Annotated in this window: 17 protein-coding genes; 16 read left to right on the forward strand and 1 reads right to left on the reverse strand. The window is 39.3% G+C overall.

Annotation, left to right across the window (positions count from 1 at the left end; translation table 11 throughout):
* The first annotated feature begins 125 nt into the window (after positions 1-125).
* The 10 genes from MV676_RS04300 (at position 126) to MV676_RS04340 (ending at position 6,848) form a co-directional block, all read left to right on the forward strand.
* A complete protein-coding gene (locus tag MV676_RS04300) occupies positions 126-350 on the forward strand; it encodes a hypothetical protein (protein WP_297445540.1) in 225 nt (74 codons plus the stop codon).
* The gene (locus MV676_RS04305; RefSeq protein ID WP_022846335.1) at positions 338-718 is read left to right on the forward strand and encodes a type II toxin-antitoxin system VapC family toxin; all 381 of its coding nucleotides are present in this window, start codon (positions 338-340) and stop codon (positions 716-718) included. The genes MV676_RS04300 and MV676_RS04305 overlap by 13 nt, the downstream gene beginning before the upstream one ends.
* Before the next feature lie 405 nt (positions 719-1,123).
* Positions 1,124-1,366, forward strand: a complete 243-nt coding sequence (locus MV676_RS04310; RefSeq protein ID WP_297445541.1) for a DUF1902 domain-containing protein — start codon at positions 1,124-1,126, stop codon at positions 1,364-1,366.
* 3 nt (positions 1,367-1,369) lie between these two features.
* Positions 1,370-1,564, forward strand: coding sequence for a type II toxin-antitoxin system HicA family toxin (locus tag MV676_RS09430; protein WP_022846337.1), 195 nt, complete (start codon positions 1,370-1,372; stop codon positions 1,562-1,564).
* A gap of 425 nt (positions 1,565-1,989) precedes the next feature.
* On the forward strand, positions 1,990-2,622 hold the full coding sequence (locus MV676_RS04315; RefSeq protein ID WP_297445542.1) for an exopolysaccharide biosynthesis polyprenyl glycosylphosphotransferase: 633 nt from the start codon (positions 1,990-1,992) through the stop codon (positions 2,620-2,622).
* A 261-nt stretch (positions 2,623-2,883) separates the two neighbouring features.
* Entirely contained in the window at positions 2,884-4,041 is a 1,158-nt protein-coding gene (dapC, locus tag MV676_RS04320) for a succinyldiaminopimelate transaminase (protein WP_297445543.1), read from the forward strand.
* A gap of 2 nt (positions 4,042-4,043) precedes the next feature.
* On the forward strand, positions 4,044-4,442 hold the full coding sequence (locus MV676_RS04325) for a biopolymer transporter ExbD (RefSeq protein WP_297445545.1): 399 nt from the start codon (positions 4,044-4,046) through the stop codon (positions 4,440-4,442).
* Positions 4,439-4,918, forward strand: coding sequence for a tRNA (adenosine(37)-N6)-threonylcarbamoyltransferase complex ATPase subunit type 1 TsaE (tsaE, locus tag MV676_RS04330; protein ID WP_297445546.1), 480 nt, complete (start codon positions 4,439-4,441; stop codon positions 4,916-4,918). The genes MV676_RS04325 and tsaE overlap by 4 nt, the downstream gene beginning before the upstream one ends.
* Positions 4,902-6,185, forward strand: a complete 1,284-nt coding sequence (gene eno, locus MV676_RS04335) for a phosphopyruvate hydratase (RefSeq protein WP_297445547.1) — start codon at positions 4,902-4,904, stop codon at positions 6,183-6,185. The genes tsaE and eno overlap by 17 nt, the downstream gene beginning before the upstream one ends.
* 345 nt (positions 6,186-6,530) lie before the next feature.
* Positions 6,531-6,848: a nucleotidyltransferase domain-containing protein gene (locus MV676_RS04340; RefSeq protein WP_297445578.1), complete on the forward strand. Its 318-nt coding sequence runs from the start codon at positions 6,531-6,533 to the stop codon at positions 6,846-6,848.
* Positions 6,849-6,987: 139 nt separating this feature from the next.
* Here the strand turns inward: MV676_RS04340 and dapE are convergent, their stop codons facing one another.
* Positions 6,988-8,058 carry a succinyl-diaminopimelate desuccinylase gene (dapE, locus tag MV676_RS04345; protein WP_297445549.1) on the reverse strand — a complete coding sequence of 357 codons (1,071 nt, stop codon included), beginning with the start codon at positions 8,056-8,058 and terminating at the stop codon, positions 6,988-6,990.
* Between the two features lie 86 nt (positions 8,059-8,144).
* Here dapE and uvrC point away from each other — a divergent pair, with 86 nt between their 5' ends.
* From uvrC to sppA, 6 genes are all read left to right on the forward strand, one after another.
* The gene (gene uvrC / locus MV676_RS04350) at positions 8,145-9,908 is read left to right on the forward strand and encodes an excinuclease ABC subunit UvrC (protein ID WP_297445551.1); all 1,764 of its coding nucleotides are present in this window, start codon (positions 8,145-8,147) and stop codon (positions 9,906-9,908) included.
* Positions 9,909-9,919: 11 nt separating this feature from the next.
* Positions 9,920-10,420: an HIT domain-containing protein gene (locus MV676_RS04355; RefSeq protein WP_297445552.1), complete on the forward strand. Its 501-nt coding sequence runs from the start codon at positions 9,920-9,922 to the stop codon at positions 10,418-10,420.
* Entirely contained in the window at positions 10,413-11,471 is a 1,059-nt protein-coding gene (locus MV676_RS04360; protein ID WP_297445554.1) for a hypothetical protein, read from the forward strand. Before MV676_RS04355 ends, MV676_RS04360 begins: the two co-directional genes overlap by 8 nt.
* Positions 11,472-11,589: 118 nt before the next feature.
* The gene (locus MV676_RS04365) at positions 11,590-15,474 is read left to right on the forward strand and encodes a translocation/assembly module TamB domain-containing protein (RefSeq protein WP_297445555.1); all 3,885 of its coding nucleotides are present in this window, start codon (positions 11,590-11,592) and stop codon (positions 15,472-15,474) included.
* The gene (rnhC, locus tag MV676_RS04370; protein ID WP_297445556.1) at positions 15,438-16,265 is read left to right on the forward strand and encodes a ribonuclease HIII; all 828 of its coding nucleotides are present in this window, start codon (positions 15,438-15,440) and stop codon (positions 16,263-16,265) included. Before MV676_RS04365 ends, rnhC begins: the two co-directional genes overlap by 37 nt.
* A gap of 12 nt (positions 16,266-16,277) precedes the next feature.
* A complete protein-coding gene (sppA, locus tag MV676_RS04375; RefSeq protein WP_297445557.1) occupies positions 16,278-17,150 on the forward strand; it encodes a signal peptide peptidase SppA in 873 nt (290 codons plus the stop codon).
* The last annotated feature ends 7 nt before the right edge of the window (positions 17,151-17,157 follow it).

Raw genomic sequence — 17,157 nt, forward strand, 5'->3', positions numbered from 1 at the left:
TTTAAAAGCCTATCCAACTCTGAAAAAAAGAGGATATTTTAGCCGCGGTAGGTTTGTAGTTCTCACTCCTAAGAAAGTTAGAATTAGAAATGTATAGAGCAAATTGATTTTGTGGAGGAAAACGGATGTTAAAATTCAAAATAAAACCGAAAGGAGAAAAAATCACCATTTATTTACCTGAGGAATTGTTTGACCAGGAATTAGAAGTGACAATTTCTCCAGTAAAGAAAGAGAAGAATCAATTAGAGAGAATTAGAAATATGTTGAAGAACAGACCTGAAAATATATTTCACGCTATAAATGATCCAGTAGCCTGGCAAAGGAGTTTACGTGAAGAATGGGAAATGTAATTCTGGATTCCAACGTCATAATTTATTTGTCAAAGGGAATTATAGATATTGCTGATTTGATAAGAAGTGAAGAAGTTAAAATATGGATATCAATAATTAGTTATATGGAAGTATTGAGTTTTGATTTCCTTTCATTCGAAGAAGAGAAATTTGTAAGAGATTTACTGCAAGAATTCTTTATTATAGAAATTAATAGGGAAATAGCTGAAAGGACTATTCAAATACGCAGGAAGTATAAAATAAAACTTCCGGATGCAATAATTTGTGCTTCAGCATCTGTTACTGATGCTATCCTGATAACTGCAGATACACAGCTTGGTAAGGTAAGAGAAGCCAATGTAAAGGTTATCAGTCCACCGACTAAATAAGTAAGTGTTCAAATTTCGGTAACTATTTCCTATTGCAAGGGAGAAATCTGATGAAAAACATTATCTCAACTATCAATGACTCGCTTTGCTCAGAATGACTTTTTTGCTGTCATTCTGAGGCTACGTAGTAGCCGAAGAATCCGTTCCTTTTCGTCACTCTGAGGTACTTTGTACCGAAGAGTCTTAGATTCTTCGCTTGCGCTCAGAATGACGTTTTCTTTTTGTCACTCTGAGGTGCTGTGCACCGAAGAGTCTTAGATCCTTCGCTAACGCTCAGGATGACACTCACTTCCGTCATTCTGAGGCCACAAAGTGGCCGAAGAATCTGAACGTATAAAGGAATGGACTTAAAATATAAAGGGTATAATTTAAAGAAAGAACGGAATGAATTACAGGAGATAAAAAGTGGAAAGTAGAATGATTAATGTAAAAGCTGTTTGGGATAAAGACGCACAAGTATGGGTAGCTATTGGTGAAAATGTTCCCGGATTGGTTACAGAGGCAGATACATTAGAACAACTCATTGAAAAATTGAAAGTTATGATTCCGGAATTGCTGGAAGCAAATGGATTACTTCCTAACAACAAAGAGGAAATTCATTTTCGCCTGCTAAGTGAATGTACTGAAGTGGTGAAAGTCGGGGCATAGCAAGTGGCAAATTTTACGCCGAAGCTTAAAAAACTTCTTCGGGAAGCAGGTTGTTACTTTGTAAGGCAGGGAAAAGGTGACCATGAAATATGGTACAGCCCGATAACAAAGCGACATTTCGTTGTTGATTCAAAAATAAAATCACGTCATACAGCTAATGCTGTTCTAAAGCAAGCAGGATTACCTAAGCAATTTTAGTAAGGTGGCCGAAGAATCTGGACGACTGGAAGGAGATTCTTCGCTGACGCTCAGAATGACGGGAAGGGGCGCTCAGAATGACGGGGAGAGGTGCTTAGAATAATTCTGTTTTTCTTGTCATCTTGAGGACAGAGTCCGAGGGATCTAAGAGATTCTTCGCTGGGTTCGGGTGGGAGATTCTTCGCTGACGCTCAGAATGACGTTTTCTTTTTGCCACTCTGAGGTGCTGTGCACCGGAGAGTCTTAGATCCTTCGCTTACGCTCAGAATGACGGGAAAGAAACGCTCAGGATGACAGAAAAGGGCGCTCAGGATGACGGGAAGAAGGTTCAGAATGACAGGGAAAAATAGAATGGATTGGTAGTAATAGGTTACGTGTTGGTATAATAGATTTAAGTTTATATACTTTTACTTTGAGAGGATTGAATGGGGGTTGTTTCAAAAATCCCATGGTGGAAGAGGTCTTTTGATATTGTTTTTTCTGTATTTGCTATACTGATTACACTTCCGATAATGATTCCAATAGCAATAGCAATAAAGTTAACAGATAGAGGAAGTATTTTTTTTGGACATAATAGAGTTGGCTACAAAGGAGAATTATTTAAGGTACTTAAATTTAGAAGTATGTATCCTGATGCAGAAGAAAGATTGAAAAAGATTTTAGAAGAAGATCCTGAGGCAGGGAAGGAGTGGGAGCGTACATTTAAACTTAAAAATGATCCAAGAGTTACTCCAATAGGTAAAATCCTTAGAAAAACGAGCTTAGATGAATTACCTCAATTTTTTAATGTTTTGAGAGGCGACATGAGTGTTGTAGGGCCAAGACCTGTTGTTGAAGAAGAGTTGAGAAAGTATTATAAAGACAAAGCTAAGTATTATCTTTCGGTTAAGCCAGGTGTTACAGGTTACTGGCAGGTAGAAGGAAGAAGTGATGTTGATAACTATGAAGAAAGAGTAAATATGGATGTATGGTATGTTCAAAATCAATCCTTTTTACTGGACATAAAAATTATTCTAAAAACAATCTGGGTGATGTTAACAGGGAAGGGGGCATATTAAACTAAGGACGGAAGGCGAAAGATTTTATAGGAAGTATGAGAGGGTGGGAGAAAAGGGATAAGTTCGAAGGTGGAATGAAAGAACAGATAATAAAATAAATAATGTAGGAGAAAGTCTGTTTTTTCTTAAAAGTCTGTTCAATCCTGTTTCATTTTCATAGTTCCTTTCATTCATTCGATTCTTATGGTGTGTTATTTAAACTTGTTTTGCCATAACTTCTATTTTAAAATTCTCTTAATCTTTTAGTAATTGGGTGGTGGCATGAATAAAGTATTAAAGGCTATGAAACCTTATCCTATGGATGAGCTTATAAAAGCTAAAGAGGAATTAAGGAAGCAGGGAAAAAAAATATACGATTTTGGAACTGGCGATCCGAAGGAGCCGACGGCACCTTTCATAAGGGAAGCGGTTAGAAATGCTGTACCTGAAGTGTCTCAATATCCTACCGTTAAAGGAAGAAAGGATTTACGGGAAGCTGTAAGTGTATGGTTTGAAAACCGCTTTGGTGTAAAGCTTGATCCTGAGACAGAAATAATTCCGTCTGCCGGTTCAAAAGAGGCGATATTCCACTTTCCGCTTGTTTTTATAGAGGAAGAGTTTGAAAAGAAAAGGGTTATATACGGAACGCCTGCGTATCCTGTTTATGAGAGGGGAACTCTCTTTGCCGGCGGAACTCCAACACCGCTGACGCTTAAGTATGAAGACGGTTTTCTGTTAAGGCTTGATAGAGTTGAACCTTCTATTTTAGAAGAGACAAAGATAGTCTGGATAAATTATCCCCACAATCCGACAGGTGCCGTGGCACCGATGAGTTATCTTAGAGAGATTTATGAAATATGCAGAGAATACGACATTATCCTATGTTCAGACGAATGTTACACAGAGATATATTTTGAAGATAAGCCGCTGTCAGCCCTTCAGGTTGGAAAAGAAAATGTTGTGATTTTCCATTCTTTATCAAAGAGAAGCGGAATGACTGGTTATAGGAGTGGTTTTGTAGCCGGTGATGATAAAATTATAAAAGAGTACCTCCGTTTCCGCTCATCTTTCGGCGTTGGTTCACCGGAATTTATTCAAATTGGCGCAAGGGAAGCGTGGAAAGATGAAAAGCACGTTGAAGAGAGAAGGGAAATTTTCAGGAAAAAGAAGGAAATCTTTGAAGAGTTTTTTAAAAATGAAGGGCTTGAATTTTTAGACGTAAAAGCAACTTTTTACTTCTGGGTAAAGGTTCCTGAGGGTATCTCATCAAAAGATTACGCGCTTCATCTGTTAAAATACGGCATAGTGGTTTCACCGGGTGAATTTTTCGGAAACGGCGGTGAAGGATTTTTCAGAATTGCCCTTGTTCCGTCGGTGGAAGAGTGCCGGGAAGCCGTAAAGGTGTGGAAGGAAGCTCATAGAACGATTAAGAGGAGCTGAGATTGAACCTTAGAGCCACCAGGAGAAAACCTATTGCTCAAATTATACTTTCACCTATTCTTGACCTTACGCTTATGCTTGTTATATTTCTTGCCGTCAGTACCGAGTTTATGTCCGGTGGTGAAGTTAAGATTCACGTTCCAAAAGGCGGGGCTCCAATAAGCTATAACAAATATGAGAAAGTAAATAAAATACTGATAGATAAATGGGGAAAAATATTTTACAACGGTAAAACGTACACAAGTATAAGCCAGGTTATACCCCTTTTAAAGAAAAATGAGCGGGTTTACATAAGAGCGGATAGAGAGACTCCCTACATGTATGTGTTTCAGGTGATAGACGGCCTAAGGAAAGCAAATTTCACAACAATTTCCCTTGTTGGTGAGAGGACGGAACGTTGATTTTGAGAGTGTATGTACCTTCCGCCAAAGACACTCATCGTTTGGGAAAAATCATAGGAAAAGTTATTCCTGAAGGGACTGTTGTCCTGCTTTACGGAGACCTTGGCTGCGGTAAGACCTGCATTACCAAAGGTATCGCTGAGGGTCTTGGAATTTCACCGGAAGAGGTGTCAAGCCCGTCGTTTATCATAATTCAGGAGTACGGTGATAAACTGGTACACGTTGACCTTTACAGGCTTTCGTCTGTTGAAGATTTGGAATCTGTCGGTATTGAAGAGTATCTTTTTGACGGCAGAGTGAAGGTAATTGAATGGCCGGAAATTGCAGAAGAGATACTTGAAGGATGTCCTTTTGAAAAGCTAAAAATAGAGTGTCATCAGGAAAATAGTGGTAGAATTTTTACGATTTCGGGAAATGAAAAGATACTGAAAGAGATAGAAAAACTTTTTGGAGGAGAAAATGTCCAGAATAGTTGACGTGAGGGCAAGGGAAATCCTTGATTCAAGAGGAAACCCAACAGTAGAAGTGGAAGTTACACTTGAAACGGGAGTTGTTGGAAGAGCGGCAGTGCCAAGTGGTGCATCAACTGGTGAGAGGGAAGCTCTTGAGTTAAGAGATAAGGATCCAAAAAGATACCTTGGAAAAGGTGTTTTGAAAGCCGTTAACAACGTGAATCAGGAAATAGCACCTGCACTTATAGGTCTTGAATCAACAGATCAGACAAACATAGATAGACTTATGATTGAACTTGATGGAACGGAGAACAAGAGCAGATTCGGTGCAAATGCAATACTTGGCGTTTCAATGGCAGTTTGTAGAGCTTCTGCTCTTGAGCTTGACCTGCCACTTTTTAAATACATAGGTGGCGTTAATGCAAAAGAGCTTCCGGTTCCTATGATGAACATCCTCAACGGAGGCGTTCATGCTGATAACAACGTTGACATTCAGGAATTCATGATAATGCCTGTAGGCGGTGAAACATTTGCCGAATCCCTCAGAATGGGTGTTGAGATATACCACACGCTTAAGAAAGTTTTAAGAGAAATGGGACATTCAACAAACGTTGGTGACGAAGGTGGTTTTGCACCGAATCTTTCTTCAAACGAAGAAGCAATTCAGGTGATAATGAAGGCTATAGAAGATGCCGGATACGTGCCCGGTGAAGATGTTATGCTTGCGCTTGATGCTGCATCTTCAGAATTTTACAAAGGTGACGGCGTTTATGAACTTTCAGGTGAAGGTAAAACTCTTAAAAGGGAAGAGCTTATAGACTTTTACAGAAATCTTGTTGACAGGTATCCGATAATAAGCATTGAAGACGGAATGGCCGAAAACGACTATGAAGGATGGAAACTTCTAACTGCGGCTCTTGGAAATAGAGTTCAGCTTGTAGGTGATGACGTTTTCGTAACAAATACAGAACTGCTGGCACTCGGGATAAAGGACGGTTTCGCCAACTCAATTCTTATAAAGCTTAACCAGATAGGTACCGTAACGGAAACCCTTGACGCTATTGAGATGGCTAAAAGGGCAAACTACACTACAGTTATATCTCACCGTTCAGGAGAAACGGAAGATCCATTTATAGCTGACCTTGCTGTTGCAGTTAACTCAGGTCAAATAAAAACAGGCGCGCCAGCCAGAAGTGAAAGAAACGCAAAATACAATCAGCTTTTAAGGATTGAAGAAATCCTTAACGGAAACGCTGTTTATAAAGGAATGGACGTGTTTTACAATCTTTAAAATGTTGCCGGGCTTTCTGCCCGGCGTTCTAAAAAGTTACCTCCTCAGATATTTTTCCCATCATCCCGGTCAATATTGTCATCATGAGGACAGAGTCCGAAGGATCTAAGAGATTCTTCGCTGGGTTCGGGTGGGAGATTCTTCGCTTCGCTCAGAATGACGGGAAAGGGCGCACGGAATGACATTTTCCTTTGTCATTCTGAGGCCACAAAGTGGCCGAAGAATCTGGATGCTTGAAAAAGCTCCTTCAGGCTGCGCCCGCAGGATGACAGAAAGGCTTGCTTTTTTTTATATTTTATTAATGAAAACCTTATTCAGGTAATAAGTGTGAGAGACGAGATTTTGGTGAAGCTCAGGGGTTTAAAAAAGAAACTCCAGGAAGTTTACGGGATAGAAGAGATAGCGATTTTTGGTTCGGTAGCAAGGGGTAAATGTACTGAAAATAGTGATGTTGATATAGTTATTCTAAAAATGAAGAAAAAAAACGGTTTTAAAATTGCCGGTGCCCGAAATTTCCTGAAAAATGAACTGAACAGAAACGTTGATCTGGGGCTTTACGATTCACTTAATCCTTTTGTAAAAGAAAATGTTAAGAAGGAAATGAGAGGTAAATTCTATCTTTTCACCCATAACTTCGGAAGCATCTATTATTTCAATTCCTAAGAGATTTCCCTTTTCATCCACATCCACGTAAACTCCGGGTGTAACGGTAAAAGTTTTGAATACTTTTCTTTCCAGCTCCTAAAGGCACATACAGATAGTTAGAACTTGGATGCATTGAATCCTTTTTCAAGCGTTACTTTTATTTTGAGAGAAATGTTTTCAGGATTTTATAATTTTCATGTAGCTTTTCTATCTCTATGTATTCGTTTTTCTGGTGTGCCTGTGATGGTTGGCCGGGGCCAAAGTTCACCGCGTCAATTCCCCACTGTGAGAATCGAGCAACGTCTGTCCACGCCTGCTTTGATTCAACTTTCAGATTAAATTGTTTTATCAGTTTCTGGAGAATTGGATTGTCAAGACATACCCTTCCTGATGGTGAGAGGTCTCGCCACTCAAATTCGTCAACGTTTGCTTCGTTGCCAAGGTTTTCTAAATCTTTGACTGCTTCTTCTAACGTTTTTGATGGTGAAAACCTGTAGTTCACATTAACGGTAAAACTATCGGGAATTATGTTTCTACCACCTGTGAAATCTACCATTGTTGCGTTCATCACTTCATAGTAGGTTAGTCCCTGAAACTCATATTTTTCAGGTTTCTTTTCAGATAGCAGTTTAAGCAGTTTCCATCCCTTGTGAATGGCATTTTCGCCCTGCCATGGTCGTGCTGAGTGTGCCCTTTTCCCTTTAAATACCATTCCACAGTGTATTACGCCAAGGCATCCTACCTGAATTGCATTGTCTGTAGGTTCAAGTATGATGGCAAGGTCTATCTTTTCAAGGAGTTTCTTAAAGTTTTCATAAAGTGGTATCAGTCCGCTTTCGAGGTATGGTCCTTCTTCCCTTTCGTATAAGATGTAGACCAGGTTATAGGGTGGGTTAAGGTTTCCTTTACCGGTTTCTTCAATGATTTTAAGTATTACGGCGTCACCGCCCTTCATGTCGCTGGCACCGAGGCCGTAGAGTTTTCCATCTATCACTTTTCCTGTGTATTCGTTCGTTCCAGGAACGGTGTCAAGGTGTCCTACTAAGGCAAGTACAGGTTTTTCTTCGTCAAAACTTGAGCAGGCAATTATCGTGTTTGAGACTCTATTAACCGTGAGGGATGGGTTGTTTTCCTTTATGAAATTTTCCGTAAAGTCGGCAATTTCTTTTTCGTTTCCGTAGATTGAGGGGATTTCAATCAACTTTTTTAGTATCTCTAAAAGTTCCATAGATCACCTCTCAACTTTTGATTTCTTAAATATAGTGTCTTCCACTTGTTTTGCCCTTCTCTAAGTTTATCTTTTATCCTATGGGTGTGAAACGACTTGAAAAGAAACTTGAATCAGTTCCCGACCTTCCCGGTGTTTATCTATTTCACGATAGCAACGGTAAGGTTATCTACGTTGGAAAGGCACGTTCTTTAAAGAAACGGATAGCTTCTCACATCAAAGCGACGGATCCGTCCGATAAAAGTTACAGAATCGTAAAGGCTTCTTCCGGTTTTGACTATGTCGTTGTCAGGAACGAGAGGGAGGCCCTTGCGTTAGAGGCAGAACTTATAAAGAAGCATTTACCTAAATATAACGTTCTCATGAAGGACGATAAGAGCTACCCCTTTCTTTTAATAACCGATGAACCTTTTCCTTCTGTAAGGCTTGTCAGAAAAACGGATAACACTTCTGGAAGGCGGTTTGGCCCCTTCATACCTGCAAAAAACGCAAGACTTACCATGGACCTTATACATAGACTTTTCAGGTTGAGAAAGTGCAGGGAGCTAAAAAAGAGGGAGCGTCCCTGTATCCAGTACCACATGGAGAGATGTTGTGCACCTTGCTGCGGTTACGTTTCAAAAAAAGAATATATGGAGCAGGTAAAAGGTGCAATCTCTTTCCTTGAGGGAAATGTCAAGGCTTACCTTCAGTTACTCTATGAGCATATAGAAGCTCTTGCACAGAGGCAGGAGTTTGAGAGGGCAGCTTTCTTAAGGGATCAATTTGTGGCTATAAAGAATCTTTATGAAAAATATGCCGTTTTCATGGATGAGTATAAGGACTGTGACATTTTCTACCTTGAGGAAAAGGGCGGATTTTTTGAAGGTATTCACATAATCGTTCGTCACGGCATCATAATGGGCAGGGAAAACTTCTCCTTTGATCCATTTGAACCGTGGGATACGGAAACCGTTAGAGAACTCTTTTCAGGCAGTGGTGCGGGAATGGATGTTATAGGTTCTATATGGCTTAAAAACTACTTTGAAAATAGGGAAGTACCGCCTCATATCTTTGCAAATTTTGTTCCTGTAAATCTTCCTCTTAATGTGAAACCCATACCTGAGGAAATGTTTAAAGTTGTTCTTCAGAATAAGAAGAGGGAAAAACTCCATCTTAACATTGATTTTGAAGCTTTATCTTCCGAATACGAATCGGTTTTTATGGATTCTTTTCCTGAAAGAGTTGAGGTTTTTGATATTTCCACACTTCAGGGTGAGGCGACCGTTGCTTCCTGTGTTGTCTGGGAGAAGGGAAGGTTTGTCAAGAAAGACTACAGAAGGTATAGAATAAAGACTGTAAGCGGCATTAACGACTATGCTTCTATGGAAGAGGTGCTTACGAGACGCTTTCGTTCAATAAAGGAAGGAAAGGTAAAAATGCCATCTCTTATTCTGATAGACGGTGGAGTGGGACAGCTTAACGTTGCTATCAGGATTAAAGAACTTTTTGGACTTCCTTTCAGGGTTTTTTCCATAGCAAAAAGGGAAGAGATAATTTATACTGATGAAGGGGAGGTTGTTGAGACAAGGAAGTACCCTTACCTTTTTAGGTTTTTTACCGTTTTGAGGGATGAGGCTCACAGATTTGCAATTACTTATAATAGATATTTAAGGAGTAAAAAGCTTAAAAAGAGTATTTTTGACGATGTGAAGGGTCTCGGAATGAAGAGGAGAAGGATAGTGGAGAAATTCTATCCTGACATTAAGGAACTTGCCACCGTTACCGTTGACGAGCTGAAGCAGATAGGGATTCCGGAAAAGGTAGCTTACCGCCTGATAGAGAAGGTTAGAGAAGTTTACGGAGAGTAGAGGAGGAAGACATGGAGATACTGTGGGCACCGTGGAGGTTGTCATATGTTCAGGAAGTTACAGAAAACAAAGGATGTGGTTGTTTTATATGCGATGCCTTTAACGATAGTCCGGAGAACGATAAGAAGAACCTGCTTCTTCACAGGGGAAAGAAAGCTCTCGTGATTTTGAATAGATTTCCCTACAACACCGCGCACCTTATGATATGTCCTGTAAGACATACCGGGGATTTTGAGTCTCTGCTGCCTGAAGAGATGGCAGAGATTGATGAGCTTCTTAAAAAATCCGTAAGGGTGATAAGGAGAGCTTATAATCCTGACGGTTTTAATGTAGGTCTTAATCTTGGTAGGCCTTCAGGTGGAAGCCACGATACACACATTCACTACCACGTTGTTCCAAGGTGGAATGGTGATACAAACTTTATGCCGATAATAGGCGGTGTTAAGGTTATACCTCAATCTCTTGAGGAGACTTACGATATACTTAAAAAGTTTTGGAGAGATAATGATTAATCCTTTTAGCTGGCTTGGAAAGAGGGGAAAGAGAATAGATAGGAAGGTTGAAAGCTTCCTGAAAAATCTTTCAATTAACAGAATTGATACGTTAAAAGAACTTCCCGACCTTGATATTGATAAGCCATTTAACGCCTACGTTACTCTTGCCATTCTTTTGAGAGAGAAGGGAGAGTTTCACAAGGCTATAAAGTTGCTTGAGAACCTGCTTTCTGAAGAGCTGACGATAGATGACGAAAAGCTCGTGATTCTTAACCTTGCGATCACCTATAAATTGGCAGGTTTTGTTGATAGAGCAGAACAGATTATTAGAGAAGGGATTGAAAGGTTCCCTGCTGAAGGTTACTTCTACTACGAACTTGCAAAGTTGAAGCAGATGTATGATGACTGGGAGGAGGCTGTTAAAAATTTTGAGATAGCGAACGGCCTTAACGGCATATTCCAGGAGGAACTCTTTTATACAAAACTTTTCTACATAAATAGACTTCTTGATAACGGGAAGATAGACAAGGCTTTTAAGGTTATGAAAACGCTTAAAAACATTCTTTTAGTGCCATTTTTCTACTACACGCTTGCGAGAATCTACTTTGAAATTGGCGACAGTGAGCGGGCTTACAGGAATGTTGTTACAGGAATGAGGCTTTCAGAAAAACAGTCTGACATGTTCCTGAAGCTTCTTGAGAACTATCAAATACTTGATGTTGAAGAGGTGAAAAGGCTTATAGATAAAGTTGGCCTTATCTATCCGCTTGCCCTTAAGTACGTTGAGCTTCTGACAGCAGGGAGTGAGGATGAAAAGGCCCTTGAGGTTGTAAACAAAATTGCTGAAAAGTATCCTCTTAAAGCTGAAGTAAAGGAACACCAGTTAAGGCTTATGTGGAAACTTGGTAAGAGGAAGCAGGTTGTTGACGTTATCGTTTCATCCCTTGAAAGGCTTAAAAAGGAGAGGAAAAAGTACGTCTGTGAAAACTGCGGTTACAAGACAGACACCTTTGACTGGTGTTGTCCAAAGTGTAAGTCGTGGGAAACTTTGAGGCTGGATATAGATTAAGATGAGGGATAGGGTAAAAAGATTTTTCCATTCCCTTTTTAGGGGAAAGCTTCATTATTTCATTAGGTTTTGTTTCCTTGCCGCTTTCCTTTTTCTTACATTTAAGATTTCGCTTGTCATGGTTGACTACTATCTGGATAAGCTGAAAGGTTACGGTGTTTACATTGAGAACCTTCACTTTCATCCGGGGACGCAGTTTGCGATTACTTTTGATGGTATTGAGTATAGAAACAAAAAAATCAAGTTTCACGGCGGTAAAGGAGAAGTTGTTTTAGATCTTGTAGAGTCGTTGAAAGAGAAAAAGCCTGTTGTTGAAAGGTTTTCTCTTGCTTCTTTTTCTCTCTATTTGAGCAGTGAGGATAAAAAGGGAAAAGTAACTATACCGGATATTTATTCTGTTCCTTTCGGTGTGATTATTAAAAATCTTCATTTAGGAAGAGGAAATGTCTATTCTCGGGATTTTTCGGCCGAGTTTGGCGGTATAGACTGGGGCGGCGGGAGATTTTTATTCCGCAAAACAGAGGGGAGAATTAAAGGAAAGCCTTTTTATCTTACAGATGTTGCCGGCGTTCTGGATAACGATACGGTAAAGACGCAGCCTTTTAAATTTTCATGGGATTCTATCTCTTTAGAAGGGGAAATTTCCTTTTCACTTAACCTTTATAATGCTGATTTTAACGGAACGCTTTCTCTGCCGAAAGGGGACGTTACATTTACTTTGAAAAAAGAAGGTGAAAAGGTTACCTCTACCGGAACATTTGCTTTAAAGTCTCTTGAAAAGCAGTTTGATTTTTCCCTTGAGAGCAAGATAAAGAGAGAAGTTGACTTCAAAGGAGTTGTATCTGAAAAAGGGGAACCTTTTAAGTTTTCATTCAGCGGTGTTTTTGATGGTAATGAGGTTTCCGTTAAGGGTAGTGCCTCCGGTGATTTTGCCCTTGACGACAAAATTTCCCTTGAAGGGGTGAACGTTCATTGCGACTTTGCAGGCGAAACGGAAACTTTAAGCGGGTTTATTAGAGGGAATGTAAGGAAAGTCTTTTTTAGCGGGAGAGATTTTAAAAACCTTGCGGTCACCCTTAAGTTAAAAAATTCAAGATATTTGGACGCTGATCTATCCTGGCACGATGGAAATAATGGTAATGTTAAGGTTTCAGGTGATATTGTTAAACGGAATTTTTTCGTTGCCGCTGCCGTTAAAGGTTTTGATTTAAAGGCTGATCCTTTTGTCGCTTCTCTTTCTCCTTCTGTAAGAGAATGGATTCCCGACGTTTCCGGTAATTTTTATCTCAAAGGAGAAATCAAAGATGGCAAAGTTGCTGCAGCAGATTTAACTTTTACCATTTCACGGTTCAACTTTAGAGGATTTATCGGTAAGGGCTATTTAGCTTTAAGGACGCAGAAGGGGAAAATTCTGGTAATGTTGAAGATTTCTGGAGATAACGGAATAGTTGGCTTTAAAGGATACTTTAACCCTTCCCAGGTTTCTATAAATGGTGACCTTTATTGTCAGAATCTTCAGCTTTCCTCTTTTGATTTCCTTGCTTCTGAAGGTCTTAATGGTACCGTTACGGGTGGAGGAACACTTTTTGGCAGGTTATCCTCTTTAAGAGGTAATTTCGAGTATCAATCTAAAGAATTTTCATACTTTGGTGAAAAATTTAAAAACATTTCAGGAACGGTTAATCTTGATTATCCTTCTTTGTTTATAAAGGCCAAGGATTCTGAAGGAAAGCTGGATGTCAGGAAGATTGCCCTTAAATTTTCCCCAGCCTTTGCAATAGACGTTGCCGCTTATGTTAAGGATTTTAGCCTTTCAACTATTGAGAGGATAACAAAAAGGTATGGTGTCAACATGCCTGTAAGGTTAGATGGAAATGCTGATGGAAGTATTACTTTAAGTTTCCATCGCGGTGAGAAAGTTCCTTTCACGATGGACGTTCACATTGATAGGTACCGTTCTTTCTATGTCCTTGACAGTACAGTCTCCGGGAATGCTACAGGGGCAGGTGAGGTAGTCTTTGACGGAAAGCTTGCTGTTTCTCTTTCAGGCAGGTCTAAGGATGCTGAAGTTGCAGGATTAAAGTTCTCCGGGGGCAGTTACCAGTTTAAACTGAAAAGTAAAGATATAAGTGTTTTTGGAAAGGATTTTTCTTCCCCTCTATTAGATAAAAGTTCCATAAAGTTTGCCGTTGATATTGATACGGAAAAGCAGTCAATGAATGGTTCTTTTTCGTTGAACGGTCGTAAAACATTTCCTCACGTTGTAGCTGATATCAATCTGCAGGGAGAAATTAAAGGTCTTTTTGATAACTTGACAGTTCCCGTTAAGGGTAAAGCCATGATTTCTTCCGATTATTTGAAGGATACACTTTCTGTTAAGTTTTCCGGCAGTCTTCATGAACCTGACAATAGTGGTGATATAGCTCTTTTTTCAAATAAAGGCAGTATTTATATAAAAATGACTGGTAGAAATTTATCATTGAATGGAACATTAAAGGACTTAGATTTTGGTTTTGAAAAGGTTAGCGGAACGGCAGGGCTTGTAGTTTTTGACCTTAATGTGAGGAACTTTGATTTTAAACATTTAAGCGGTATTATCGAAATTCCCATTCTTTCCATTTTTCCAGAAAACCTGCCTGAAATTGATGCTGTTTCAGGGGTTTACATTAAATTTGACGAAGGCGCTATTAAAATAAGTGATGCTTCCTTTTCTTTTCCTGGAGGATGGTTTAACCTTAATCTTTCCTTTGCTGACAGCGTACTTGAGGGTGACTTTAAAGGTTCCATAAGTGCGAGGGCGGCTGCAAGGAGATTCCTGCCTTTTGTTCTTGTGAAGGAAGGAGACTTTAACGTCTCAGGTAAGTTCAGGTACGACAAAAAGCTCTCTTACTCTGTTAAAGTGGAAACGAACGGTGTCGTTGGTCGTGTGAGTTATCTTCTTGGAACTGTAAAGATAGATAAACTTTCTTTAAGCGTTGAAAATGGTAAATTGAGATACATATTTACTGCCGCAGAGGTTGAGGATGGGAACATAGTTGTTTCAGGTGGGGACGTTATTACAGTTTCTATTTTCAATGTTCCCGTTGGACAAATGGGTATATGGCGTGCGCGGATAACGGGTAATCTTAAATTTGCAAATAGAAATCTTACAGGAACGATTGACATTTCTCGTCCTGTTATTTTAAAACTTATTTCTAGGAAAAAGAAAATATCTTCAACATTTTCAATTCCTTTTAACGTTGATATAAGTCTTAACTTCCTTGAACCTCTTGAGTTTAAAACGGATGTTTGGAGCATAAAGTTACTTCCTATGCTAAAAGTAACGGTGAATAACGGCATGCCTGCTGTTTCTGGTAACTTCTTCGTGTTAGACGGAAAGATAAAGTACATGGGAAAGGAATTTGTTATTTCTTATGGCTCCGGCATTATTGACAACCTGCTCGAGTTAAAAGGAAACGTGAATATTGCTGCCTCTTCAAGGATAGGCGATTACTACGTTTACATGTTCGTAAGGGGTAACCTTGCCTCTCCGGTTCTTTACTTTTCTTCCGAACCGCCTTTAACAAAGGAAGAAATTCTCAGCCTCATAATGACCGGTGCCACGCCGTCAGAAATGGAGAGGAGTAACGAGATTTTCCCGGTTGTTCAGGTGGCTTACTATGCAACTTCCACGTTTTTAAAGCCTGTTGAGAAAACTTTTTCAAAACTACTGAAATTAGAGTCCTTTTCGCTTGAGCCTTATATAACCAGGTACGGAGAAACGGTTATAAAGTTTTCGGTAACAAAAAAGATAGGAGATAGATTAAGGTTTATCGGTTATGAGACTACAGGTCAAGACCCTGAATTTAGTATTGGTGCGCAGTATTTCGTGGGTCACTATAAAAATGTTTATCTTGAATATCAGTACAGTAATTATTACCATAATGAATATGGTATTGGTTTTAACTTTAGAATTAAGGACTGGGTATGGCTAAAAGAGAAGATAGAAAAATTGAAGAAATAGCAGATGCTTTGAAAAAAGCCGGTGCGGTTTCACAGCAACCACCAGAACATGCCGCCTACAGGTTTAAGTTTGGCGATGGTATCGTTACCATTTATAAATCAGGTTCAATTGTTTACGGCGGTAAGGAAAGAGACAGGGATATACTTAAAAGCGTTGTTGATACCGTTTTGATAGGAAACGTGGATAAAACGCCGCGAATAGGATGCGATGAAGCGGGAAAAGGTGAGTATGTGGGACCTCTGGTGGTTGCGTGTGTTTACTGTGACGGTCCTGCCGTTGAAGAATTAATAAAGATGGGTGTTAAGGATTCAAAGAGACTTTCCGATAAAAAGGTATGTGAACTTGCAGAGAAAATTAAGCAGGTTGCTCACGGTGCTGTTAAAGTTTTAATGCCGCAGGAGTACAATAAACTCTACTCTAAATACAAAAACTTAAACAGATTGTTAGATTCAGTCTATCTTTCTTTAATAGAGAAACTTGTTAAAAAGTATAAGCCGTTAAAAGTAGTAGTCGATAAGTATGGAAACAGTGTGGAGAAAAGACTTCGTGACTGTTTGCCTGAATCGGTAGAAATTGTTGTTGTTGAAAGAGCGGAGAAAGATCCTGTCGTGGCGGCAGCTTCTATAATTGCCAGAGCTGAGAGGTTGAAGGGATGCAAGATGTTAAAAAAGAAGTTTGGAGTTTCCATTCCTGCAGGTAACAGCAGAGAAGAGATAGAAAAATTTCTTAAATCGGTATCAAAGGATATGTTAACATATCTTGTTAAGATTCACTTTAAAATGGATGTGTAATGGAGGTTTTAGATGAAAGGTTTTTGGAGATTTTTAACAATGCTTGGAGCAGTTTTTATTCTAATTTTGTTTTTCAACCTGATGCGGTTCCTTTTTTTCAATCAGGTACCTTTTGGTAAAAAAATAGCAATTTTAAAAGTTAAAGGTGTTATAACAGATACGAGCTATTACATTAAGGAACTTGAAAAGCTTTCAAAAAACAGGAATGTTAAAGCGATTGTTTTAAGAATTGATTCTCCTGGGGGAGCTGTTGTTCCGTGTCAAGAAATGTACGACGAAATTTTAAGGGTGAAAAAGAAGAAACCAGTTGTCGTTTCTATGGGTTCTGTTGCAGCCTCCGGCGGCCTTTATATTTCCGTTGCTGCTAACAAGATAGTTGCTGATCCTGCCACTATTACAGGAAGTATAGGTGTAATAATGCAGACAATGAACTTTAGAAAAATAGCGGATAAATTGGGAATAAAGGTTATTACAATTAAAAGCGGTCCTCACAAAGACCTGTTGAATCCCTTTAAAAAGGTTGATCCCGGTGATGTTGCAATTGTTCAAAATGTTATAAACGATGTTTATCAACAGTTTTTAGAAGCTGTTTCCAAAGGAAGGCACATTTCTATGGACAAGCTAAAACCAATAGCAGACGGTAGAATATTTTCAGGAAGAGAAGCTCTCAAGCTTGGGCTTGTTGATGAACTCGGAGACCTGCAAAAGGCTATTTCAGTTGCAAGAAAGCTTTCTCATTCTCCAGATGCAAAACCATTTGAAGTTAAAAAAGAAAAACCTTTTATTGACAGGATAATAGGTGGTGAAGCTTCTCTCTTCTTTGATAAAATTTCTGCAATATTAAAGGGCGAGGTGGAAAGGAAAGAACTAATGTATCTTTACTGATGGAGGG

This window comes from Desulfurobacterium sp. (assembly GCF_027028515.1).
Classification (GTDB): domain Bacteria; phylum Aquificota; class Aquificia; order Desulfurobacteriales; family Desulfurobacteriaceae; genus Desulfurobacterium_A.

Coding starts and splice junctions, on each gene's coding strand:
- eno (WP_297445547.1), top strand. CDS start 4,902: ATGTCCAGAATAGTTGACGTGAGGGCAAGGGAAATCCTTGATTCAAGA.
- MV676_RS04305 (WP_022846335.1), top strand. CDS start 338: ATGGGAAATGTAATTCTGGATTCCAACGTCATAATTTATTTGTCAAAG.
- MV676_RS04360 (WP_297445554.1), top strand. CDS start 10,413: ATGATTAATCCTTTTAGCTGGCTTGGAAAGAGGGGAAAGAGAATAGAT.
- sppA (WP_297445557.1), top strand. CDS start 16,278: ATGAAAGGTTTTTGGAGATTTTTAACAATGCTTGGAGCAGTTTTTATT.
- MV676_RS04365 (WP_297445555.1), top strand. CDS start 11,590: ATGGTTGACTACTATCTGGATAAGCTGAAAGGTTACGGTGTTTACATT.
- MV676_RS04355 (WP_297445552.1), top strand. CDS start 9,920: ATGGAGATACTGTGGGCACCGTGGAGGTTGTCATATGTTCAGGAAGTT.
- dapC (WP_297445543.1), top strand. CDS start 2,884: ATGAATAAAGTATTAAAGGCTATGAAACCTTATCCTATGGATGAGCTT.
- rnhC (WP_297445556.1), top strand. CDS start 15,438: ATGGCTAAAAGAGAAGATAGAAAAATTGAAGAAATAGCAGATGCTTTG.
- MV676_RS04315 (WP_297445542.1), top strand. CDS start 1,990: ATGGGGGTTGTTTCAAAAATCCCATGGTGGAAGAGGTCTTTTGATATT.
- MV676_RS04300 (WP_297445540.1), top strand. CDS start 126: ATGTTAAAATTCAAAATAAAACCGAAAGGAGAAAAAATCACCATTTAT.
- dapE (WP_297445549.1), bottom strand. CDS start 8,058: ATGGAACTTTTAGAGATACTAAAAAAGTTGATTGAAATCCCCTCAATC.